General features: G+C 46.1%; 18 protein-coding genes. 10 read left to right on the top strand and 8 right to left on the bottom strand.

Annotated features, from left to right (window positions below; genetic code table 11):
- Positions 1-66: 66 nt before the first annotated feature.
- Positions 67-2148 (top strand): polyphosphate kinase 1, encoded by a 2082-nt coding sequence (ppk1, locus tag MHH25_RS25120; RefSeq protein ID WP_036605760.1) that lies wholly within the window; start codon positions 67-69, stop codon positions 2146-2148.
- On the opposite strand, the gene MHH25_RS25115 is transcribed toward ppk1, so the two are convergent.
- Both MHH25_RS25115 and MHH25_RS25110 read right to left on the bottom strand, forming a co-directional pair.
- Positions 2108-3637, bottom strand: a complete 1530-nt coding sequence (locus MHH25_RS25115; protein WP_340018460.1) for a Ppx/GppA phosphatase family protein — start codon at positions 3635-3637, stop codon at positions 2108-2110. The genes ppk1 and MHH25_RS25115 overlap by 41 nt on opposite strands.
- Before the next feature lie 26 nt (positions 3638-3663).
- Positions 3664-3918: a hypothetical protein gene (locus tag MHH25_RS25110; RefSeq protein ID WP_036605762.1), complete on the bottom strand. Its 255-nt coding sequence runs from the start codon at positions 3916-3918 to the stop codon at positions 3664-3666.
- 238 nt (positions 3919-4156) lie between these two features.
- Here MHH25_RS25110 and MHH25_RS25105 point away from each other — a divergent pair, with 238 nt between their 5' ends.
- Together MHH25_RS25105 and MHH25_RS25100 are read left to right on the top strand one after the other, a co-directional pair.
- On the top strand, positions 4157-4816 hold the full coding sequence (locus tag MHH25_RS25105; protein WP_340018459.1) for a YheC/YheD family protein: 660 nt from the start codon (positions 4157-4159) through the stop codon (positions 4814-4816).
- Between the two features lie 355 nt (positions 4817-5171).
- Positions 5172-5315, top strand: a complete 144-nt coding sequence (locus MHH25_RS25100) for a sporulation histidine kinase inhibitor Sda (protein ID WP_017692430.1) — start codon at positions 5172-5174, stop codon at positions 5313-5315.
- A gap of 21 nt (positions 5316-5336) precedes the next feature.
- On the opposite strand, the gene MHH25_RS25095 is transcribed toward MHH25_RS25100, so the two are convergent.
- Both MHH25_RS25095 and MHH25_RS25090 read right to left on the bottom strand, forming a co-directional pair.
- Positions 5337-5588, bottom strand: coding sequence for a hypothetical protein (locus MHH25_RS25095; protein WP_340018458.1), 252 nt, complete (start codon positions 5586-5588; stop codon positions 5337-5339).
- Positions 5589-5664: 76 nt separating this feature from the next.
- A complete protein-coding gene (locus tag MHH25_RS25090) occupies positions 5665-6666 on the bottom strand; it encodes an NAD(P)/FAD-dependent oxidoreductase (protein WP_036605764.1) in 1002 nt (333 codons plus the stop codon).
- Between the two features lie 626 nt (positions 6667-7292).
- On the opposite strand from MHH25_RS25090, the gene MHH25_RS25085 reads away from it, so the two are divergent.
- Complete coding sequence (locus tag MHH25_RS25085; RefSeq protein WP_036605766.1) at positions 7293-8486, top strand: NAD(P)/FAD-dependent oxidoreductase; 1194 nt, start codon at positions 7293-7295, stop codon at positions 8484-8486.
- Positions 8483-8737 carry a hypothetical protein gene (locus MHH25_RS25080; protein WP_036673350.1) on the top strand — a complete coding sequence of 85 codons (255 nt, stop codon included), beginning with the start codon at positions 8483-8485 and terminating at the stop codon, positions 8735-8737. Before MHH25_RS25085 ends, MHH25_RS25080 begins: the two co-directional genes overlap by 4 nt.
- A gap of 333 nt (positions 8738-9070) precedes the next feature.
- On the opposite strand, the gene hemQ is transcribed toward MHH25_RS25080, so the two are convergent.
- Positions 9071-9817: a hydrogen peroxide-dependent heme synthase gene (hemQ, locus tag MHH25_RS25075; RefSeq protein ID WP_036605768.1), complete on the bottom strand. Its 747-nt coding sequence runs from the start codon at positions 9815-9817 to the stop codon at positions 9071-9073.
- 451 nt (positions 9818-10268) lie between these two features.
- Between hemQ and MHH25_RS25070 the strand changes: the two genes are divergently transcribed.
- Together MHH25_RS25070 and MHH25_RS25065 are read left to right on the top strand one after the other, a co-directional pair.
- Positions 10269-10562: a YuiB family protein gene (locus tag MHH25_RS25070; RefSeq protein WP_036673352.1), complete on the top strand. Its 294-nt coding sequence runs from the start codon at positions 10269-10271 to the stop codon at positions 10560-10562.
- Positions 10563-10946: 384 nt separating this feature from the next.
- Positions 10947-12482 (top strand): helicase DnaB, encoded by a 1536-nt coding sequence (locus MHH25_RS25065; protein WP_036605770.1) that lies wholly within the window; start codon positions 10947-10949, stop codon positions 12480-12482.
- Positions 12483-12712: 230 nt separating this feature from the next.
- Here MHH25_RS25065 and MHH25_RS25060 read toward each other — a convergent pair whose 3' ends face one another.
- Together MHH25_RS25060 and MHH25_RS25055 are read right to left on the bottom strand one after the other, a co-directional pair.
- Positions 12713-14359, bottom strand: coding sequence for an RNA polymerase sigma factor (locus tag MHH25_RS25060; protein WP_076319804.1), 1647 nt, complete (start codon positions 14357-14359; stop codon positions 12713-12715).
- A gap of 616 nt (positions 14360-14975) precedes the next feature.
- Entirely contained in the window at positions 14976-15461 is a 486-nt protein-coding gene (locus MHH25_RS25055) for a hypothetical protein (RefSeq protein ID WP_076319803.1), read from the bottom strand.
- Positions 15462-15753: 292 nt separating this feature from the next.
- Here MHH25_RS25055 and MHH25_RS25050 point away from each other — a divergent pair, with 292 nt between their 5' ends.
- Positions 15754-17331 carry a class I adenylate-forming enzyme family protein gene (locus MHH25_RS25050; RefSeq protein WP_076319802.1) on the top strand — a complete coding sequence of 526 codons (1578 nt, stop codon included), beginning with the start codon at positions 15754-15756 and terminating at the stop codon, positions 17329-17331.
- 145 nt (positions 17332-17476) lie between these two features.
- Here MHH25_RS25050 and MHH25_RS25045 read toward each other — a convergent pair whose 3' ends face one another.
- A complete protein-coding gene (locus MHH25_RS25045; protein WP_340018457.1) occupies positions 17477-20299 on the bottom strand; it encodes an endo-beta-N-acetylglucosaminidase in 2823 nt (940 codons plus the stop codon).
- Positions 20300-20553: 254 nt separating this feature from the next.
- On the opposite strand from MHH25_RS25045, the gene MHH25_RS25040 reads away from it, so the two are divergent.
- Positions 20554-22341: a sensor histidine kinase gene (locus tag MHH25_RS25040; RefSeq protein ID WP_340020548.1), complete on the top strand. Its 1788-nt coding sequence runs from the start codon at positions 20554-20556 to the stop codon at positions 22339-22341.
- A 1-nt stretch (position 22342) separates the two neighbouring features.
- Positions 22343-23857 (top strand): response regulator transcription factor, encoded by a 1515-nt coding sequence (locus tag MHH25_RS25035; protein WP_340018456.1) that lies wholly within the window; start codon positions 22343-22345, stop codon positions 23855-23857.
- The last annotated feature ends 269 nt before the right edge of the window (positions 23858-24126 follow it).

Below are 24126 nucleotides of genomic sequence, written 5' to 3'. Positions count from 1 at the left end.
CGAATAGTACAATTATATGAGAACTTCTAACCAAGAATAGATATGCAACACATTCGGAGGCCATACATGCATAGAGACGTCAAAACAGGCAACTACGTTAATCGTGATTTGAGTTGGGTTGAATTTAATCGGCGCGTACTTCAGGAGGCCCAGGATCCAACAACGCCTCTGCTGGAACGCATGAGATTTCTCGGCATTGTCGCTAGTAATCTGGACGAGTTCGTCAGTGTAAGGGTGGCAGAGACAAAAGAGAAGATCAAGGCCGGATTCACGCAAAAAGATTTTACAGGATACACGCCTTCGGGATTGTACCGCAGATTGATCAAACGAACCGGGACTATGGTCGCCGAACAGTATAAAACGTATCGTGAACTCATCCGTCTACTCGCCAAGAAAGGCGTGAACATTCAGGAATATACAGATCTTAATGTGACACAGCAGCGCGCAATGGACCAGTACTTTCATGAGATTATTTTTCCGGTACTCACACCGATGGCGATTGACCAGAGTCGTCCGTTCCCACTGGTACACAACAAGTCTGTCTATCTGTCCGTGATGTTACAGAAGGAAGGGGAGCAAGAGGGCGAGCCGTTTATGGCTATTGTTCAGGTGCCTTCCAATCTGCCGCGGGTAGTTCAGGCTCCCATTCGGGCGAATAGCAAGAAGAAAACATTCATACTGATTGAAGATCTTATCAAACATCATATCCATACGCTCTTCAGCGGATATATCTCGCTTGCTGCACAGGAATTCAGAGTGACCCGTAATGCGGATCTGTTTATTAATGAAGAAGAAGCGGAAGATCTGCTTGAGGCTATTGAAAAAGAATTACGCCGCAGACGCCGCGGGGCTCCTGTACGACTGGAAGTCTGTAAGGATTTTCGTCCGGATGCTTTATTGGAATTGCAGGATGAATTTGATATTCAGGACCCGGTATATGAAATTGATGGACCACTTGATCTGAGTTTTCTGGCGGGATTCGTAGACAGTCTGGAAAGTTTCTCACATCTGAAATACAGTCCGGTGAAGCCAGTCTACCCACTTGAGTTTCTGCCAAGAGAAAGTCATTTTGAGCTACTGCGCAAACGCGATGTACTGGTGCATCATCCGTACGAATCGTTTGAACCAGTCACTGATTTTATATTGGAGGCTTCGGAAGATCCAAGAGTTCTGGCCATCAAGATGACATTATATCGGGTCAATGGCGATTCACGCCTTATTCCGGCACTTGCACTTGCAGCTGAGAGTGGTAAGCAGGTCACGGTGGTGGTGGAACTGAAAGCCCGGTTTGATGAAGAGCGCAACATTGCTTGGGCGCGTAAGCTGGAGAAAGCCGGTTGTCACGTGGTATATGGACTGGTTGGACTGAAGACCCATGCCAAAATCATTCTTGTTGTACGCAGGGAACAGCAGGGGCTGAGACGTTATGTTCATGTAGGAACCGGTAACTATAATGAGAGTACAGCCAAAGTTTATACGGACGTGGGACTGTTCACCTCTAATCCAATTATTGGGGAAGATGCATCCGAATTGTTCAATGAGATTACAGGATACTCCGGTCCGAAGGCATTGCAGGCGTTCCGCGTAGCTCCGGATGGTATGAAGGATGAGCTGTTTGCACTGATTCGTAGAGAAACAGAGCACGCGCTGAAAGGCAAACCTTCCAGAATCATTGCCAAGATCAACTCCTTATCCCATCAGGAAATGATTGATGAATTGTACGAGGCTTCTCAAGCCGGCGTGCAGATCGATCTGATTGTGCGTGGTGTATGTTGTCTGCGTCCGGGGGTAGAGGGGCTCAGTGAGAATATTCGGGTCATTAGCATTGTGGATCGTTTTCTGGAGCATTCAAGGTTGTTTTATTTTGAAAATAGCGGAAACCCGGATGTATTCATCTCCAGTGCAGACTGGATGACACGTAACCTGAATCGAAGAATTGAACTGATGTGTCCCGTATTTGATCCAGAGCTGAAAAAGATGCTAGTGGATATCCTTAATCTGTCCCTTATGGATAATGTCAAAGCGAGACAACTTATGCCTGGTGGCAATTATGTATTTGTAGAAAATGAAAAGCCCCCGCTGAGAAGTCAGACGGAGGCCATGGGTATTATCCCTTGGAAGCCTGCTGAATGGAGTGCGTTAACGTAACTCCCCAGGCTTCCTTCAGATCCTTGACGGCCTCTTCCAGGCCATCAAGTTCCAGTAACGGCTCAGCTGTACAGGTGAATTGCACCTGCAGCGAGTCGTTTTCTTTTGTTGCTTTGATCGCAGCGATGCTCTCGGATCGATTGATGGCTTCAGCTACGCGGAGCAGAGAGCCTAAACGATGAGCATGCCGCTCATCCGAGTTTTTCAGAATGTCCCGGTGCTTATTCAGCAGCTGGGGCGTTCTTTTTTTGGGATGATAATCAGCTGCACTGGCACTTAGAATGGTCTCCCGATGAGAAAGTCCATAAATGCTTGAATTCATGATCCAATAGGCCGAGTGCTGTGTATAACGGAAATAGTTAATCTGTTTACCTGCCATGTGCAGCATGGAGGATGCATACAGGATTCGGGCATCTGCTTGATCAGGAGGGGTACCTTGTAATGCCGTATACAGGGTAACCATATCCTGATGAATCCGTTGCAGACGTTTCTCTGGAATAGGCGGACCAAAATGGATAAAGTTGCGGATACTGTCCCTCAGCGCGTCTGGAACGACCGGCTGCCCTCCAGCCATGTAATCACGCAACAACCCGTCTCGTAGACCCGCGCCACTAACCACATAACGATCTCCCTGTATTATCTGGAAGACAGTTCGCAGGATCAGTACGCCGGGCACAATGATGTCAGCGCGATCTTTGGCGAGCCCAGGTACCTTTTTGCGCTGTGCCGAGGTGAGATGTGGTAAGGAGCGAGCGATGTTCTCCATCGCTTCCTCACTGATCTCATAATGATGGCTGACAGGCAAAGAATACTGGGTGCGCTTCTGTTCCACTTTGGCGAGTGTACGCATTGTGCCGCCAAGTCCGATGAGTGGCAGATCAGGATGCTCACGAATCCAATCCTGTCCACGGAGAGCCTCAGTGACTTCGTTGCATAATGCATTTGCATTCTCCTCAGTCCACTGATCTTCGCCCCCGTAACGGGCATGTGAATTCACAGCACCAATAGGGAGGGAGATGCTATGTAACCTTTTCCGATCCCGAAAGACCGTGATCTCTGTGCTGCCGCCTCCAATATCCACGACGTAACCGTCTGCCAGATCAATGGATTGAGTGACACCAAGGAACCCATAATAGGCCTCCCGATCTCCCGATACACATTCAATGGTAAGCCCCGTCTCGGTCTCCAGCCATTCAATAATCTCCAGGACATTGCTTGCATTACGAATAGCTGCCGTAGCTGCTGCGCGAATCAGTTTGGTCTGATACGCTTCACAGGTCGCTTTGAATTGACTCAAGATGGTGATGGCTTTATCCAGAGAATGGCGCAGAATGGTTCCATCGGACTCAACAACGCTGCTCAGACGAGCGGCGTATTTGTCTTCATGAATGATGCGATAGGCTTCGTCCTGGTCCAGTTCATAGATAACCAGACGAATGGAGTTCGAGCCGATATCAATAATTCCTAAGGTTTCATTAGTACGTGTCATAAGCATCTCCTTCTACAGAGGTTCAACTACCCGAAGTGAAGAAGGGCAGCCATGGCTTCCGGTGAACCCGGCGGTGTGGCAGAGAAGGGCGTAGTTAACATAACAATAATGATAAAGACGATGAAACAGGCAAATATAAGACAACTCACGGCAAAGCCGCGATTACGCTTTTGCATAAACAGTCGAATACCTGTGACAAAGAGAAGTACCGTAACAGCTACCAGAACGATCGACATTGCAAAATAGGCTACGCCATAAAGTGATTTGAAAAATGCTTCCATTTGTTCTTAACGCTCCTTAGATCCTCATATTTAAGCCCTTCCAAGCCATTCCTTAGTAGCATACGACAGATTGACTTGTTTGAAAAGTAAACCGGGCGCTTGTTCCCGTTTCCGCCATCTCCCCTGGGACAGGTTACATGGAAAAGGGGCCCTTGCCGCGGACAAACATCCAAGAAAGCAAGGCTTCTGTTGAGTATGTATAAGGAAGGACTATTGTTTCAAGGAAGGAGATCAACCCATGTCGAGACAACTTGCAAGCAAATGGCGGAAGACAGCGGCTCTGATGAAATATCCGGTAGCTGCTGTCCATATCCCACAGACCAAGGCATTCAACTCGGGTAATCTGCTGCAAATGCTCAGTCGTTATGGAATGGTGTATGTCAAACCTATTTTAGGAGGCGGAGGTTACGGTGTTATCCGGGTATCGGCCAGCGGTGGGGCTTATCGATACACCCATATGAAAACAACCCGTTCTTTCGCCAGTTTCAGCCAGATGTATCGCTCTCTGGTGCGTGTAAAGGCTAAACGCAAGTACTTGATCCAGCAAGGCATTCATCTGGCAACAATTCAAGGGAGACCTGTTGATTACAGAGTCAAAGTTGTCAAAACCCAACGAGGCTGGGTATTCCGTTCCTTAGTAGGACGACTCGCTCGTCCCGGACTCTGTGTGACGAATCTGAGCAAAGGTGGCACCATGTTATCCGGAAGGCGAGCTCTTGGTTTATCCCTGCCACATATATCCGGTCGGCACAAACGCCGGGAGATGCGTTCACTTACACTGACATGTACGTACATTATGGAAAGTCAGTTCCCTGGTGTAGGTCAGCTTGGATTTGATTATGGACTGGATTATTCAGGCAAGATCTGGATTCTGGAAGTGAATACCAGACCCCAATAGAAAATGAATGGGAAAACTCAAGAAAATTCAAGAAAAACCGATAATATATAAAAGAAAACGGTATGAAAACCGTTTGAAATTTTACATTACCGGGTAATTTACTCGCAACAAGTCTTGAAACTATGAATTTATTCCAAAAAAAATACGCTGATAAACGTTCTGACAGTAGTACAAACTCCCTGTGCATAAATATTGTCCACACTATACACGTTGATTACTCTATATTTTTTCCATTTATCAACAAACTATGCACAGGATTTCCACATATCGTTGTGGATAACAAGAACGCTTGTTCTCTATATGAATCTCTGATATGATAGTTTTGAGGAAAAAAAAGGAAAGGTTGTGGCGGGAAATGGCTATGTTATCCGATGAGATGTTGTTGGATTCCTACCATAAAGCGATTGAGTTGAATCTCGAACGAGATTTCATCGCACTGCTGTTGGCAGAAATCCATAAGCGCAAACTGGGTACCGACGTATCTGCCATTCTTCACTAGAGATCCTCATTGCAGGCAATGTTACAGGTTTCCGGACAAGTCCCATAGTAAGACTGGCCATGGCGTGCTCGTCTGACAATGGTGACAGTACATCACATGATTGCAAACGTTTTCGACTTCGTCTGCCGTGTCAGAGGAAGTTTGGAATACGTAGGGGCTGTATGGTCCGGTGTAATCATCCAATTTGCCGCATTCTAACAGTCCCTGAAGGCAGTGGGGGCAAGCCTGCTCCGGTACAACCAGACCGTTACACAGCGGGCATATATAAGACAAGGGTATCCCTCCTGATATGGATTCACTCAGGAGTAAGATACCCTTTTTTGTATCAATATATGTTATTTCAGCAAAACTAGCGTTTCATGTTACTGCTGTGTCCTGGGGACAATTTGGCATCCGGATCGAAGTATACCTTCGCATTGTTGACGGCTGTTGGAGCTTCGCCGAATCCGACAGCGATCAGCTTCAGTTTACCCGGATATGTTGTGATATCTCCGGCAGCGAAGATTCCTGGAATGGATGTTTCCATGCGGGAATCAACAACGATGGAGTTGCTGTCAATTTCGATACCCCACTCGGCAATCGGTCCGAGAGAAGAGACAAATCCGAAGTTAACGATCACGTCATCTACTTCGATTTCCTGTGTTTCTTTAGTTTTCACATGGGAAAGGGTTACCTTGGTAATCGTGTCATCCCCATGAAGTTCCGTGATTTCGGTCGGTGTAACCACATTCACCTTGGAATTCATCAGGTTTTCGACACTGTGCTCATGTGCACGGAACTTGTCCCGGCGATGGATCAGCGTTACTTGCTCAGCGATAGGCTCCAGCATAAGTGCCCAGTCTACCGCGGAGTCACCGCCCCCACTGATCAGTACCTTTTTGCCAGCGAAGGCATTCAGATCACTGATGAAGTAGTGCAGGTTGCTCTTCTCGAACTTGGCAGCACCTTCAAGCTCCAGGCGACGTGGTTCGAATGCACCTACACCAGCTGTAATAATGACGGCTTTGGCATGATATTCATTCTCATCCGTCTTCACGACGAAATGTTGCTCATCCTTTTTCTCCACCGATACAACCTTTTCTTCAAGGCGAATGTTCGGGTTAAAATGATTCATTTGCTCAACGAGGTTATTCACCAGTTCTTGAGCTGTTACTTTCGGGAATCCGGCTACATCATAGATGTATTTCTCCGGGTAAAGAGCGGCAAGTTGTCCGCCAAGCTGTGGCATACTTTCAACCAGTGTAACGGATGCCTGACGCATCCCACCATAAAACGCGGCGAACAGACCCGCAGGGCCTCCTCCGATAATAAGTAAATCAGTCATATCATGACTGGAATTTTGTGCAGTCAAGAATCAACAACACCTTTCATATTTTAATAGGTAGTTAACAGAAAGAATGTGCAGGCTACGGATCGTAACCGGCATGGGTGCTGAACTGTCTTTCCTATTATAAACGGTGTATTCAGGGTTGCAAAGTTAGCAGCGTCACGAAACTGGGAACAATTGATGAAGATCAGATGAGAATAGGATGAAATTGGAAATGAAAGGTTATGAAAAATAACAAAAAAAACCTTGATCTTTACTAGAAATACAGATATCCTTGACCTGTACTATGTGTTTTTTTGTCTAATTTAGAGTCAATATGTAATATGAAGACAGATCCCGTGTTTTGTAGAATCTTGTGGTTAATTTCACAACTTGAAACGATAACTTGCGTGCAAACGTATCAATTTCATAAACCTTTAGTTGCTTCAATCAAGTCTAGATATAGATCAAAACGGTTCGATATGTCGATATCTAGTTTCATAAAATCCATTTTTAGTGAGTTATGAAATTGATGCAAACGTTTAAATAAATTCGCGAAGTTAACATTTGTCGTCATAATGGGCAAGACCTCATCAATATTTGTAAGTATGTGCATTTTGCATCTCACCCAAGATCGGGCTGATGCAAGTGAAACCGGAAGGGGTATAGACATGAGCAGTATTCCCAAAATCGTCATCCTCGGCGCGGGCTATGGCGGGATTCTGACAGCCCAGCGGCTGCAGAAGGAATTGAACTATAACGAGGCCGACGTCACACTGGTGAATCGGCATGATTATCATTATATTACTACACATCTACATATGCCGGCAGCCGGCACGGATACCATTGAGCATGCAAGAGTGCCCATTTCCAAGCTGATTGATGAGTTCAAGATTGATCTGGTCAAGTCTTCCGTGAAGGAGATTCGTCTGCAGGATCGGAAGATTATTCTGGAGGACGGCACGTTATCCTATGATTATCTGATTATTGGACTAGGCGGTGAGCCTGAGACCTTCGGGATTCCGGGGATGCTCGATCACGCCATGACAATCCGCAGCATTAACTCGGTCAGACTGATTCGAGAACACATCGAATATCAATTTGCGATGTACAAAAACGATAACAAACGAAATCGTATTCGGTTTGTCGTAGGTGGAGCGGGTTTCAGTGGTGTTGAATTCGTAGCTGAACTTGCAGATCGTATTCCACAGCTGTGCAAGGAGTTCGACGTGAATCCAAAACACGTGCATATCTACAATGTAGAGGCAGCACCTTCGGCTTTGCCTGGATTTGATCCGGAATTGGTAGAACATGCGATGAATGTGCTCAAGAAGAAGGGCGTTACTTTCAAGATTGGTGTTCCAATCAAGCAATGTCTCCCGGACGGGGTTATTGTGGGTGAGGGTGAAAAACTCGATGCTGCTACAGTCGTATGGACCGGCGGAATTCGCGGTAACTCACTACTGGAACAGGCAGGTCTTGAAGTGATGCGAGGACGTGTGAAAGTAGACGACTACTTGCGTGCTCCAGGTCATGAGCATGTCTATGTCATTGGTGATAATTCACTTGTGTTCAACGCGGAAGGACGGCCTTATCCACCAACAGCCCAGATTGCGATGCAGCAGGGTGTGAACTGCGCCAAGAACGTCGTGGCATCTATTCGCAAGAAACAGCCACAACCTTTTGTATTTACGAGCAAAGGCACGGTTGCTTCATTGGGTAAAGGTGAAGCCATTGCCGTTGTAGGCGGCAAGAAATACAAGGGCTGGAAAGCGGCTCAGTTGAAAAAACTGGTTGATCTGCGTTATCTGTTCATCATTGGTGGTATTCCGCTAGTCCTGAAGAAAGGGCGGTTTTTTGGATGAGACATTGCAGTGTTCAGGTCCGGGGATTATTAACACGTGAAGAGCTGGATCGATACAACGCCCTGATGCAGGTCGGTGGTTATCTCGAGGAACAGGATCAGTATGATCTGGCCTACATTGTGCAGAAAGAAGTGGATATTCTCATTTTGCCCGCGATTGAGCGTCTTAAAGAGAAGGGGCGTGACCGTGACCGGGCCACAGCCGAATTCCTCGAATCGCTGAAAGCGGTAGATGAAGAGGACGAGGATTAGAGACATAACCTTCCAATCGCTGTTATCCCCAGATTTTTTTGATTCCCTTTTGTTAAAGGGAAAATCCGGTGATAGCGTATGCTTCCGATGCAGCTTTCTTTCAGAAAGCTTTTAGGCGAAGTGGATGCTTTCGAAGTAGCTTTCTTGCAGAAAGCTTGTAGCTTCGCTTTTTCAGGTTTTTTCTGTCCTTTCCGTTTTTGTGTAAATAAATAGTTCAAACAATATAGATCTAAATCAAGCTTGAGGTAGTAGAATATAGATAGATAATAAAGCACCGCTGACAGTATCCTTTATAGGAGATGTCGCGGTGCTTTATTGTGCTTTGTGCTATTTTTACAGCTTAAGCATGTCTTCCAGTGTTCCTTCGTTCAACAGACTTCCCACATAGAACGAACCGAATTCGCCATAACGGGCGCTAACTTCATCGAAACGCATCTCATAGACAAGTTTCTTGAACTGAAGTGCGTCATCCGCAAATAGCGTAACGCCCCATTCCCAATCGTCGAAACCGACAGAGCCGGTAATGATCTGTTTTACTTTACCCGCATAGCTGCGGCCAATCATGCCGTGACTACGCATCATGGTGCGACGCTCGTCCATGGACAGCATGTACCAGTTGTCATTCAGCTCACGTTTTTTGTTCATTGGATAGAAGCAGATGTATTGTCGTTGTGGCAGAACAGGTTTCAGACGGGCGATAATATCCGGATTCTGCATCGGGTCTTCGCCTTCTTTGCCAAGATAATTGCTCAGTTCCACTACACTGACGTAGGAATACGACTTAGTTGTGTATTGAGCAAACATCGTTTTGTTAAACGCGTTCTCAACAGCCTTCAGATCTTCCAGCGTTTCACGAAGGTGCATCATGACGAGGTCTGCTTTTTGACCTACAACCGTATATACAACGGTACTTCCTTTGGATGAATCCTCGACTTCTTTCCATTCTTTCCAGAATTCCTGAAGCTCGTCCAGTGCTACAGCGCGTTCTTCATCATCTGCTGCTTTCCAGGCGGCCCAGTTAATCGAGCGAAAATCATGCAGGGCATACCAGCCCTCCAGTGTTGATGCGGCTTCGTTCATTGGTTGTGTTCCTCCTGCAAGGTATATTTCCAAATCCCTATAAGAGGTTGTTCAAAAAGTCCGCTTTTGATTACGAATCATGCCTGGTGGCATCATCAGCATCGAATATGGCATTCAGCCGAAATAAGTGGGAGGCTTACGAAGTATGTTTCCTTAGGAAACATTGTAGCTGCTCACGTAGCTCTATCTACGCTCCGCTACTCCATTTCTAACTTCATTCCATCTTCTCGGTACTGAAAACCAGTCTTTTTGAACACGCACTATAAGGGACGGGTGATTGCTTTATCGTTTACATTGTATCCCAACATGAAGCAGAAGGGCAAATGAACAGAGTATAAATATAGGGAAATTTGTCCAGAAAGTTCGTTGCTTCGCCACATTTTTTGCGGTACACTAACTACTATCCAGAAGTGAAACCTGAATGTGTGAAAGAAGAGGTGAATGTCGCCCGATGCAATTTATACCTGTGTTAGTATTGATGGTATTATTTTTCGTTATGATGTTTGGTATCGGTTTCATTCTGAACATGCTGATGAAGACAACCTGGTTTCCTTCCTATCTGTTCATTATTGTAATTCTGCCTATTGTTGTGTACTCTCTATGGGATCAGTCGTCATCTCTGATGTCACATCTGGGTTCTTTCCAGCTTGTAGACTATATGACGGGCATCGCTGGACTGGCTGGTGCGATAATCAGTGGCTGGACGATCCAGAAGTTGCGTTTGGGTGGGTACAGAATGTTTTAGATTGTTGGAAAGAGGCAACACATGCCACTGTAATCGCGTGAAAGTCTTGTCTTTGTCGTAAACGCTTACGAGTACAAAGGGAAGGCTTTTTTGCTATTCATTTATATTATAAGGATTATTGTACACTTGTACTTCATATACATCTGGAGAACATTCTCTTTAGATATTCCCTTGTATTCTGCGGCTACAGCTTTTATAGTATTCTAGCGGCTCTCGACATTTTATTTTAGAAATTTGCTGAATTCGGCGAAAACGTGAATGATGTCGACCTAGGACGAAACGGAACGAGAACAGGCCATCTTTTTACCTGTTTTTGAGCATTTGAGGATCAGACATTTATGATAGAATAGATAAACATACTTTTGGGGAGAAGGAGATCAGGCTATGCGCATGAAGAATCTGCACCATTATACTGAACATCATCGCTACTGCGTATACAGGGAGTTTGGACTTAGCGCCCTGGATGACCGTATGCTTACAGGAGCATATCAGCCCATGGTAGGTGCTTTTGCGGTTGGCTTGTATCGGCTGTTGTTTCAGCATCTTCCCGGTGAACAGGTCGGTTATTCGCCGCTTGAACAGCAACGGAGGCTGTTCATGACGCTTGGCTTGGAGCCAAGTGAGAAAGGGCGCAAATATTTGTTAGAGCAGACATCCAAGCTTGAGGCAGTGGGGCTACTTCAGACATCACGTCTATATATACCGGAAAATGATGATTACATCTACGAATATGAGCTGCAACCGCCGCTCTCTCCGGCAGAGTTTTTCCGGACACAGCATTTGACACTGCTGCTTCGTGACAAGATTGGTAAATTCGCAGTTCTTTCCCTGCGTTCCGGTTTCTCGGCAGTGGAAAATGGGGACGCACCTTATCCGGCAGCCAATAAAGAGAATATTTCCGTTCCCTTTTACGATATATTTGAATTGAATACCCATGTAATTGATTACGAGTTGGAGCAAGCATTGTCGGAAGTATCAACTACGGCCCAACGGACAGGCACGAATGATGCAGCGGAAGAAAATAGTTTGAACTATGCCGACATTATTTTGCGTTTCCCGCGGGAGTCCGTCAATCGCCGTCATGTAGAACAGCTGCGGTTCGACCATGAACAACTAGGCATTGTAAATTATGTAGTGAACAAGTTCAACCTCAGTGTGCAGGATGTATGCCGACTGCTGGACGAAGATGATATCTTCAGTCCGCAGGGCCAGCTGATTTTGGATGATCTCCAGCATAAGGCGAGCATGCAGTTCAGGCAGACGAAGAAGCGTCATGAGCAACAGACCGTACAGGCGGCCAAGGTCGTGGCGCTGAGACAGCATATGGAGGAGCCAGAGCGGAAAGAAGACTCCGGTGAACCACCTGTTGAGCATGGAGTGCAGATGGAATATTACGTCGAAGTACCTCCGCAATTTATGACCAAGTGTGATATTCATCAATACAATATGATGTTGCGTAATGAGCCATACACACGTCTGTTGCAGACATTTTTCCCGGGTGCAGTACCAGACAATCTGATCGATATATTTGAGAAAATTGATCTGAGCTACAAGTTGCCTGGTGAAGTCATCAATGTATTGATTCATTATTTGATGGCATTGCTTGTATCCGGCGGCGAGCAGCGGATTAACCGTAACTTCGTTGAGGCGATCGCCTCCAACATGTTGCTCAAGCAGGTGAACTCTTACGAGAAAGCTGTTCAATATATTCGTGATCAGGCCAAGGTCAAAGGCAAACAGGCTGCTGGTGCAGCTGGAACCCGTACCCGTACATACGGCAAAGGAACCAAAGCCAAGCCCGAAATTCCGATTGTACAAGACATAAGCACCGATGGAGACGCCGTATCCGAGGAAGAGTTCGAAGAGATGATGCGATTTGCCCAGCAGATGCAGGCGAGTAAGCAAAAAGGCACTTCTTAAATATTTTTAATAAAGCCAAAAAGACGAGTCCTCCGATTAATGGAGACTCGCCTTTTTGCTATATAAGTTGAACTGAAGAAACGTATTTTACGTTTAATCATTTCCATACGTTCAGGAGGGGGCCGTGTGAAATAGCGATGTCCTAATCACTTCGTTGGACAGACAGAGTTTTGTGTAAAAACGGCCACCATCCGGGAACGGCTATTCTTCGTATACATTTCTGAACTGACTTACTTGACCGGCCCCATCCAGGTTGAAATCGTCTTCTGCTGGTGCGGCAACGGCGGTTTTAACTTCCCGTTATCGATCAAATGCTTCAAAATATAAGCGACAAGCCGGCCTCCGCCGGTGTTGCCTCTCACCATGTAAGCAAGCTGCGGCTCCAAATGCTTCGGCTGATTTTGCAGGAACAGGTTGAGCATTTTGTCGTAGAGCTTGCCGACAGCAGGCGCATACAGAGCGGACAAATCCGGCATTGCTTTGTTCAACCGATCCAACGTTTGCGGAGAGTCCATCCAGACCGCATTGAACTTGTACCCCTCCTTCGTCTTGCGGATGTACCCCTTCTCCAGCAGGAACGAATATTGCTCAGCGTTCTCTTCGTTGTCGGGCAGTTCCCCTTGTTGGAACGCATGACAAATCTCGACATTCCGATATTCCAGCAAACGCCAATCCATCTGGCGGTCGCTCCAGTACGTATTGAATTGCCACAAGTATAAAGGAGAGTCTTCGACGTAGCGGAGCGACGGACCGAAGGTGACGTAACTACTCATATCAAAACCCGGATCGGCATAGTGGCTCCGATTTAACGCCGCATAGGCAATATATTGACCTCCGTCCTTTCGCATTGGTGCGACCGCATCGAAGTTTTCGCCAGCCGGCATGCTCCGCCAAGATTGCTCCTCGATGTTCTTGGGCAGCAAGGTCCAGAGCAGGAAATTATAGTCGCCGTCCGGAACGTAAACTCCGCTATCCTCGACTTGCCGGCGAACTTCCATTATTGCGTCGAAATGAACATCGGCCACTTCGGCGGCGCAATCTTGCCAGAATTGATGACCAGCTACGGCTAACTCGAAGAGGTCCCAGACGATGGTATTGCTTTGATATTTGCCGGGAGAGGTTTGGATGAGAAAATTGTAATCGGCCAGGTGCCGGACTTCGCCTTCCAGCAAAGACGGCGGCATTCCGAGCTCCTCCGCGATTTGATGTACGGTACGCGCCTTATGATAAGCCGCGTAAACGATATTTTGCGCCAAGGCGCGTCCAAGAAAATCGTTGGTTTCGCCCAGGCTGCCGGCCGAACCGGAATGGCCCATTTCCCCCATGCTGACCGGATTGACACTTAAAGTTCCTGTTGCACGCATACGTTTCATCCCTTTCCGTAACTTCTTTTTGGCCTCGCTCAAATGCCACTTCACCGTGTTGACAGGAATGTTCAGAGCAATCGCGATATCGCCGATTTTAAGCTCGTCGTAGTAATGCATGACCACGATCCGGCGATGGATGTCGGACAGAAACGCGACTTCTCGGCGGAGCTCGCGGTAAGCTTCGGTTACCAGCAACCGGTCAAGCGGTTCCCGAGAAGGGGCGGCCGACAGTTCGGACATGCCGTTGATTTCGATCGCTTGGGGAGCGTGTGCACGCTTTTTCAACCAATTCACCCAAGTGTATCGAGCAACCGTCCAGACGTAAGCGTCAAGGCTTCTAATGTCCCGCACCCCAGAGAAGGATTTCAACAACTGCAGCATAATCTCCTGAGCCAGATCCTCCGCCTCGGCCCGCTGCTTGACCCGGTTTAATGCAAAACCGAAAATCGGTTTGACATAGCTCCGAATTGCTTCCGCTGCTTCTTTTCCGTTTTTACCAATTGAATCCATCTTTTGCCTCCATAGTTGCATCTGTAATTCCTGACAATTATATAGTGTGCCAGGCGAAATAAAGGTTGGGATTATTTTTTTAAAATTTGGACGTCCTAACGGATCGCTCATACATGTATAATTACAAACATCAACATCATGAGTAGGTTATTTAAATGGTTAAAGAGACGTTATGAACTTTTTGTTAAACGAGATGAAGATTACTTTAGATGTAAAGGTCTCACTTTTAGTATATAAAGATACTTCTTTTCCGTTCAACTATGGGAGGATACAAACTAGGAGCACGAGCCGAAGTTCTTCTTCGGGTACTTGGGGTACTCCTTCGTTCCGTAGTTAACCAGGAGTGGTCTCGATTAATTATTCAAACGCATAATTGAAATTCATTATACTAACGAGAAACGTTAGCTTAATGCTCAAAGAATCGACGTAATCAACTGCGGTTTAGAACTAACGGATGACAATAGGGATCGTGCAAAAATGCTAACAATCCTTATTGGTATACCTTTAGGGGGGATGTACTCCAGAAAATACGGACAAAAAAAAGCCCAAAAGGGCTACTTCGATAATTGTCATAGTAAACTTTTCCTAGTACTCTCACTGGAAAAAAATTATATCCTTAACTTTCCCTTGTAGGAGTATGAGTAGCAACTTTCCATTTACCTTCCTCATAGGTTAAAGTTATTTTTGCAGAGAGCGACCCCTCATTGGCACGATACTTACTGACCTCTATGGCAATGTTATTATCTGATTGCTTCTCCTGCTTTTCAATTTTCAGTAAAATCCCTTTTAGCGTATTATCAGACCGTTCAGACAGTCCTTCTTCAATCAATTCTTCATAGGTTAGGTTATAAATTTTTACGTTATATTTGCTGTGAAGGTAATCGTCAATGCTTTTCTTATCAGAATCCTTTAATGAAATTCCTTTATCAAAATCCAATGAGATATACTCCATGTTTTCATTAAGAGCCGTATCTGTTGAAATTAACTCCTCCAACGCCATACGATAAGGTTCACCTGGTTCATTCTGCTGGCTAGAGCCAGTAACACCACCTGCGCAAGCTGATAGTAAAAATAACGCTACAACACTGAAAATAAAATGCATTGTCTGTACTTTTATGACAATCCCCTCCTGGGTACTCGTTTCCTAAATAAACGTAATGATAAACAGAAATGTTGTATTTCAGTTTAGAAAGAAGCCAAATTTGATCTGCCTAATTAAGCTAGCAAGTAGGTTAACGGCAAGGATCGTCTGTGAGCAGAACTGTAATATCAGGAGAATTTATGGTTTTAATAGAGGATAATGATTACTTATTATTCCAGATATATGCTACTCTCTTTTTATTCCATAGTTTTCTTAACGGAGAAATGGAAATTTAAATGTTGGGGGTAATTGCTTGCTTCTATCCGAACGATTGCCAATTGCAGCAAGTCTGTACCCTGAGGAACCTGCGTTAATGAGACATGGGCAAACGATGAGTTATGGGGAGCTTTACGGTCTGGTTGAAAGATTCAGTCATACCCTGTATGTTGAAGGACTCCGGGCCGGTGATCGTATTGCCCTTTTAGGTGATCCAGATCCCCAGCTCGTTGTTGCGTTTTATGCAGCAGTTGGGATCGGCGCTATACCACTCGTTCCTTCTCCTATGCTAACAGTACCTGAACTCGCTGCCATATTTCAGGATGCAGAACCACATATGGTTATTCATGATGACCAACATGCTAAAGTAGCTATTGCCACGGTAAAGCTTCTTGGGTATTGTCCAAAACTGTTCACGATAGACGAAGAAGGGACGAATAGCAGTTCGCTCGCTGCTCTTTTACAGCAGGAACCTGCGTTCTCTCCAAAAGACCATTCCAAACGAAGTTTAGACGATACGGCAGTCCTGATTTATACGGGTGGGACAACTGGTCGGCCAAAAGGGGTCATGCATTCGCATCGTGGTATGGCTGCTTGGAATCAACTTACGCCTTCTGCAGGCTTCGGTCATGATCTCAAGCGTCGTGTGTTAGTGCTCAACTTATCCCATCTGGTAGGTCAGTTCCAGCTGTGGGCGACCATGGCTGCCGGAGGCTGTCTTGTATTTCTAGACGAATACCCGGCGGATGTACACCGCATTATGGAAGCTATTGAACGTGATCAGATTACACAACTCAGCACAGTAGGCCAACTGCTTCGTGATCTTACCCGCGAGGCATCCGTAGGAGGTAGAAACTTGAAGAGTCTATCGCTTATTGGCTGCGGAGGGTCCATTATTTCCCCGGATACACTACAGGAGGTTGTATCGCAATTTCCTGAAGTTATCATTGTGAACAACTACTCACAAGCGGAATGTGGAATGTCCATAAGCCGCCTTTTTCCTGCTCAGCATATGGGCGATCCCCATCGCCTTCGATCCGTAGGTCGTCCTGCTGACTTGGCTGCCCAAGGTGAGCAGGCCTTCGAAGTTCGGATATTAGATACGGACGGAAGTGAGACAGTTACGGGCGAGGCTGGAGAAATCGTTGTTCGAGGTCAACAGACCATGCTGGGGTATTGGCGCCAGTTGGAGGCTACTGCCGAGACCATGTCCGATGGTTGGATTCGAACTGGGGATGTCGGTTGTCTGGATGCCGAAGGTTACCTTTATGTGTTTGATCGCTTGAAGGATATGATTATTGTGGACGGTTCCAATGTGTTCTGTGCCGAAGTGGAGCATGTTATTGTGAGCCATGAGTCGGTAAGCGAGGCGGCCATAATCGGACATCCTCTTCCTGACGAAGGCGAGGAACTTGTCGCTTTCATCGTGTTACAGGATGGTGAAAGTATGGATCTGACGCAGGTGCGGGCGTTTTGTGAGCCACACCTTGCTCCGTACAAATGGCCGACTCAACTGTTCATTGTGGATACTTTGCCGAGAACAGCCGTGGATAAAATAGATAAAAAGCAGTTGCGCAAGCATCTATCCTCAATTTCATCCGAAGGACTATGCTAACGGGAATGCTGTTTAATAGCTGTTGGGTTGAATATTTATTGTTAGATCAACAAAAACAGCCCTTCAACTTCCTTTTGGAAGTGAAGGGCTGTACGTTTTTATCTCAACTGTTATGCAGACGAGAACAAAAAAATACTTTGCAGTATTATCTCAAAATCGTAGCGGCCTGATTGCCTGCATAATCCTCAATGACCAGCTTCAATGAGCTGTTGCTGGACGCTGGCGTGAAGGTCAGTTCACTCAGCTTTGTTCTTCCCCGAATGATATACGGGAATTTTTGCGATACGTAAGTGACTCCGAACTCGCGTGGCACCCCATTTTCATATACATAGATCTTGTACCAGTCCTCCAGATCCGGGAGGGCCAATGTGTACTTTCCATCTTTTACCGTGACCTTTTCCTTGACGTATGGTGTAATCTGAAGATCTGCGAGCTGTCCGGTATGGGTTACCGGGTTCTGCCCGCCAATGGCGATGTTCAGCACGTAATGCTCACCGTTGGTCGGAAGTCCGGTCAGGACGGCAGATTGTTTTCCTTTTTTGACCTGAAGCGACTTGGTGAAAGGCTCTTTTGTGTATTCTGTTTCTAGTGTGAGTTGAATAGACTCGTTGCCTTTTCCTTTGTCTTTATTTTTATCCTTGTCCTTATCCGTATTCTTATCTTTATCTTTGCCTGAATCTTTCGCTTTCTTCGGGTTTTTCCAGCTTACAATAGCATCGCCATTCTTTTTGAATTTCACATCAATATCCTGAACGGCTGCATTCAGATCGTAAGGCAGGACGGTTGCTTCACTTTCGGTACCATCTGCACCAACCGCACGGATAGACAGTTCACCAGATGGCTGTTTTAGTGATTTGATATAAAAAGTGGAATCATACACGCCGCCTACATAGGCGCCATTTTCATATAAATTGTATTGTTTGACCTCTGAATAGTCCTTCATGTCCCATGCAACAACCAGTTCATCGGTGCTGGTCAGTGCTTTGGCAATATGGAATCCGGTCGGTGCATCCGGTACAGCCGCTGAACCGTCGGAAATGCGGATCTCGCCAATGTTCATCTGGTAATTCTCAATTGCTTTGCCATTCGGGTCAAAAGATAATCCCATAGCGGCAATGGTTTTGCCTTGATAGGCACTCAAATCCAGCGAAGTTGTCTTCCAGCCTTCTGTATGCTGGCCTACATTAGGCACATTTACGTTGACCACGTTGGATGGATCATCTTCGAAGATCAACCCAACATGCAGGGAGGAAGCGTCACTAGTCGACGGTTTGTTATACGTCAGTTCCAGTTTCGATTGCCCGTTGACGGACAGGTCGGTCTTGTACAGGCGCAGGAAGTTCTCCGCGTTCAGTGTGCCGTTCACCACGAGAGAGCTGCCGCCATTAAACGCGCCAATGGAGTCATAGTTGTACCTTGCGCCTTTCTCATAAGAGGGACCATAGTCAAAATCAACACTGAGCTTGTCGCCTTCACTATCCATCCACCATTGCCAAGTGACAGGGATATCCTGAATGTTGATATTGGACCATTCTTTATCGTTCGAGACAGCACCGTCTTCATAATATTTCAGGCCGTGGCCCGTATTGAAGTTGGTCGCAAAATTGGAGCCGTTGATGACGGATCGCTCGGTAAGATAAGCGGCGATTCCATCCCAATTTGCACCGGAAGCATACATATCCGACAGATCGGCAGACGCATTACGACGTGCATCTGTCGGGTCTTGATTTGGACCAGACCACCAGGCACGATCACGTACAAAGGTCATCCACTGGTAATCATCTTCCGCACGATGATTGGTGCTGCCATCGCCCATCTCTTCATCCAGAGCGTTGTGGGTGAAGTCGGCACCTAATGTCGCGATGCTGTTCATGGGTTGACCGTTCTCATCCAGGTTATGGCGCAGGTCATAGGATTGCTTCCAGCGGCCGAATTTGTCATGTCCACCTTCGACACCAGCAAATACGGTTTCCAGTGGATCCAGTCCCAGGCTAAGGGCATGATCACGGGAGTCGCGGAGCATCTTGTGGTTCCACACATAGTTCAGGAAGATGGAATCCGAGACTCTGCCGAGAACGGAATCTTGTACAAAGGGGCTGTTGAGCCCATTGAATTGGTTCTGGTATTGAATTTTGCCTGTTGTATTGATGGTGGAATCATACCACTGAACGTACAGGCCTTTATCTCTTAGATATTTCATGAATTTCTTGTAGGATGCGATATCTTCAGGGGCTACACCCCGGGCAACTTCTTCCTGATTGAAGAAATATCCATCGTAGTTGTAGTATTCTGCCATCTCGGCCAATTTCTCGGCCACAGGAAAATTACCGTTTTCATCCTGGATCAGCATTTGTTTATAGGTTTGTGGGCCACGGTCATTGTCCGAGAAAAAGATGTTAGCAATGGACTTAACGCCGTTCTTGTGGGCTGCATTGGTGTAGGCCGGATTCGGAATGTTCAAAATGCCAAACTCGAAGTATTTCTCCGTCCACTCTTTACTCGGATCGTACAGCTCCTCAGGTACTCCCGCAGAGGCCATGCCGTGCCAATAGCTGTAGTAGTCTGTATATTGCCAATAATTAAATAGATACTGGCTGAATTCATTGGTATAAGGTGTGCTATCGAAGAATGCATTGCCGTAATCGCCACTCATTGTGAATAACTGGGTGTCCGGACTAAGCTCAGGATAAGCCTGTGTGGCAGCGAACGCTTCATTACGGGGCTGCAAGGGAACATGGGCACGAAGTAAATCGCCATGGATATCACTTTCCGGTGTCCAGTTCAGAATCTGGGCCGAGGTGTATCCATGTTGATAGGGCTGATTCACCCCTTTGGCACTTTCACCGGTGTAAGGGAGCGTGTCTCCGGCATAAACGGATGATGCAACAACTTGTCCAAGCAGAGCCGTAGTCAGGACCATGGCGGTTACCTTGGGTATGATGCCTTTTGCTTTGAGTTTGCGTGTCATGCTGTTCCTCCTTCAAGTGGAATGAATGTAAGGTATTCTTTTACACAAAGCTAAACTTATGGTTAACGATAGTGGATGAAAGCGTTTTTAAATAGGGTGAAATTAAAGAAACACAGATATAAACTAAAGAAAAGTTGCAGGTGACAAGTTAATGTCAGAAGCCTGATGGTATAATTCAAGTCAGGAAAACAGCATCGGAGGGAACATGCGAATTGAAAATTGTTAGCGTTTACAATAATTTCTTCAAAAATAATATGTTTATGAAAATGCTCCTGATTTTCTCGATGATATCCATTGTCACGATTATTACATTGTCTTATATCATCTTCCTGTCGGTGTCCGACTCCACGATTCGCCGGGAACTGGCGATCCAGAAAGCGGCGATGGAACATGTGGATCGGTACATTCATCAGCAGTATGAATCGGTACAAAACATGGTGAGGGATATGCATCAGAATGAGGCGCTGTCCGCCAACATTACTTATCTGATGAATCATTCGTACGCTGAATATGTTCAGCACATGACGAATGGATATTACGCCAATCAGGACGATTATTCGGCCGATGTGTTGAAACATTTTCAGAACATTATGGATCGCAATTCGCAGATTAATCAACTCATGTTATATAGCGCTGAGCAGCAGGATCTGTCTACCTTCAATCAACACAAGCAGTTCCGCAAGCTGGACGCGAATGTAGCTCATTCCTATATTCCGGACGTGATGGCGATGGAAACACCCAATATCAGTGCACCCAATTACTGGATACGCAAAGAGATTAATCAATGGGACCCTGCGCTCTACTCCATCCGTGTACCAATTAACAATACACAGACTCTTCGGAATCTGGGCCAATTTCTTGTCTTCTTTGACTCGGAGGGAATCGGTAACGCGCTGGATAACTACGAGAGTAATCTCAAGGGAGAAATCGTGGTGTTATCGGCGAAAGGGACAGTGTTATTTGACTCCAACAATCATTATTACGGGAAGAAGTACCCCTACGTGAATGTGGCCGATTCCCTGTTTGATCAGACGGATATGGATTCAATGAAAAAGGAGCAGAACATGTACGTGAACAAGTTTGTCTCCGCGGATCAGGGTTATGTGGTCATTGGCACCGTTCCGGTAGAAGAGATGGCTGAAACCTATGCGGGCATTCGCAATACCATTATCTCGATCAGTATTGTGTGTATTCTGTTTGCCGTGCTGGTTCCGGCGTTTTTCATTATTAACTTTGCCAAACGAACCCGTCGAATTATTCGCTTCACCCAAAAAGTGAAATATGGCAACTTAACGGCTCGCATCGACGATCCGCGTGATGATGAACTGGGGCAGATCTCACATAGCTTCAACGATATGTTGGACGAGCTGAATCTGTACATTGAACGGGTCTACAAAGCCGAGATCAAACAGAAGGAGACCGAGCTGGTCGCATTACAGGCGCGTATCAACCCTCATTTTCTCTACAATACGCTTGAAGTGATTCGGATGAGGGCCATATCCCAGGGGGCGAGAGATGTCGGCGAGATGATCTATAGTTTATCCGTATTGTTCAAGAGCCTGGTACAGCAAAAGAAAAATTATACGCTGAAGGATGAGATGGAAGCTTGCCGCTTGTATCTGGAATTATTCCGAATCCGCTACAAGGATATTTTCATATATACGATCCAGATCGATGCTGCATATTATCAACACCCTGTGGTCAAACTTTCGCTGCAACCCATCATTGAGAATTATGTCGTACACGGCATTCAGACAGAACGTTCGGATAACCGATTATCGATTGTTGTGGAAGAGACAGATGATGTGGTGCAAGTGGAAGTCAAAGATAATGGCAAAGGCATTGATCCGGCACGCCTGACGGAAATCCTTGAAGAACTGGAACGTCCTGAAGAGTCTGGTCAGATGTTTGGGCTGCGCAGTGTCCATAGTCGATTGCGCTTCCTGTATGGGCCAGAGTTCGGTATCACCATAGAGAGCACCCTCGGAGAAGGAACACGAATCAGGGTGCGTTATCCACATTCAGAAGGGACAGGTGTGTAATATGTACAAGGTGTTTATTGTGGACGATGAGCCATTCATCATTGAAGGTTTATACGATATTGTGGATTGGTCTTCATTTGGTATGGAAATTGTGAGCCATGCAGGTAATGGGCAAGCAGCGTTACAGGCGCTCTCTTCTCAGCCTGTGGACATTCTGATTACGGATATATCCATGCCACTCATGAATGGTCTCGATCTGATTCGGGAAGCAAGGCGAGTGCAACCTGAGCTTAAGGTCATTATCCTCAGTGGTTTCAATGAGTTCGAATATCTGAAGGAAGGCATGCAATTGGGGATCGAAAACTATCTGCTCAAACCGATTAATGTAGAGGAACTGGAATCCACGCTGAGCAACACGGCGTCCAAGCTAGATCATACGGTATCACCTCAAGCCGATGATGCGTATGGCATCCAGATTCTGAAAGATAACATTCTTCATCGATGGCTTACGGGACAGATTGCAGCTACTGAATTTGAAGAACGTGCCCAGTTCATGAACCTTTCGCTGGATGCACCGGACGTTGCTGTGGCCATTCTGCGTGACAAAGGGCAAGTACCCGGCATGTTTGAACGTGTAGAAGAGATGCTGAGAGACAGACGCCATCTGAACGTATTTCATGATATCGATGGAGACATCGTCATTATTGCTAACATTCAGGGTACGAGTGACGAGGAACAGAAGTTGATGGATGGTCTGCAGGCAATATCTGATGAGATAACCGTAACCCATCCGGCGGCACGCATTGGAGCAGGCAGATTGATGAAAGGGTTATACCATGCGCCGACCAGTTATGCCGAGGCCAAAAAAGCACTCCAGTATGTGATGATTTATCCCGACCTTAAAGTCATCGATCATGCCATGCTGGAAAGGTGCGGAAATTCAACGGCGACCTTTTTCATTGAATGGAGGGAGTATGCCAAACTCATTCTATCCCGCAATACAGAACAACTTGCCGACCGGATTCGCATGGATTTTGAACAGCATCGCGATGGGCTTACACCTGGGGAGTTACAGAATACCGCACTGGAAGTTGTGATTCGCTTCAAGATGGAACTGGAGAGCATCAAACACTCGGATGAGTCTGCCATATACCAACAAGGGCTTCAACTTGTACTGGACAGTGGTACTTTTGATGAACTCGTGCGGGCGCTTCAGCAGGTTGGGTCGCAGACGATCCAATCCCTATTGCAGGATCTGAAAAATCCAATTGTAAACCAAGTGCTTCAGCATATCGACAAACACTACGCAGAAGAGCTCTCCTTGAAGCTATTGGGTGCCCACTATCATCTGCATCCGGTGTATTTGGGACAATTGTTCCATAAGGAGACCGGGGAGACGTTTGCCGAATATATCAACAAATACCGGATTGAACGTGCGAAGGAGCAACTACGCAATTCCAATCTGAAGGTACATGAGATCGCCCGAAATGTAGGGTATTGGGAGACGGGGTATTTCTATAAACAGTTCCGCAAATATGTAGGGATTTCACCGACTGATTTCAAGGTGTTTGGTTAATTCGGTGACGGGTAGATCCAACCATGCGGACAGAGAGCCAAGAGACATATCGGGAACAGGAATGGCATGGTAGAAAATCATGGCATACGTTACCCGGCATGTCTCTTTCATGTAAGCGATTTATTTAAATAGGTACAAAATAGATGCCCAAGGAAGATTTCTCTTTAATTTGTACCTCGAAAACTTAAGTTTATCTTCTTTTTGTAAATGCTTTCATTCGATAAGGTTAAAGCAGTTAGTAAGTAGAGCCTAAGGGAACACGAAAAGGG

The organism is Paenibacillus sp. FSL H3-0457, assembly GCF_037981725.1.
GTDB lineage: Bacteria > Bacillota > Bacilli > Paenibacillales > Paenibacillaceae > Paenibacillus > Paenibacillus amylolyticus.
This window is presented reverse-complemented; position numbering and strand designations above follow the sequence as displayed.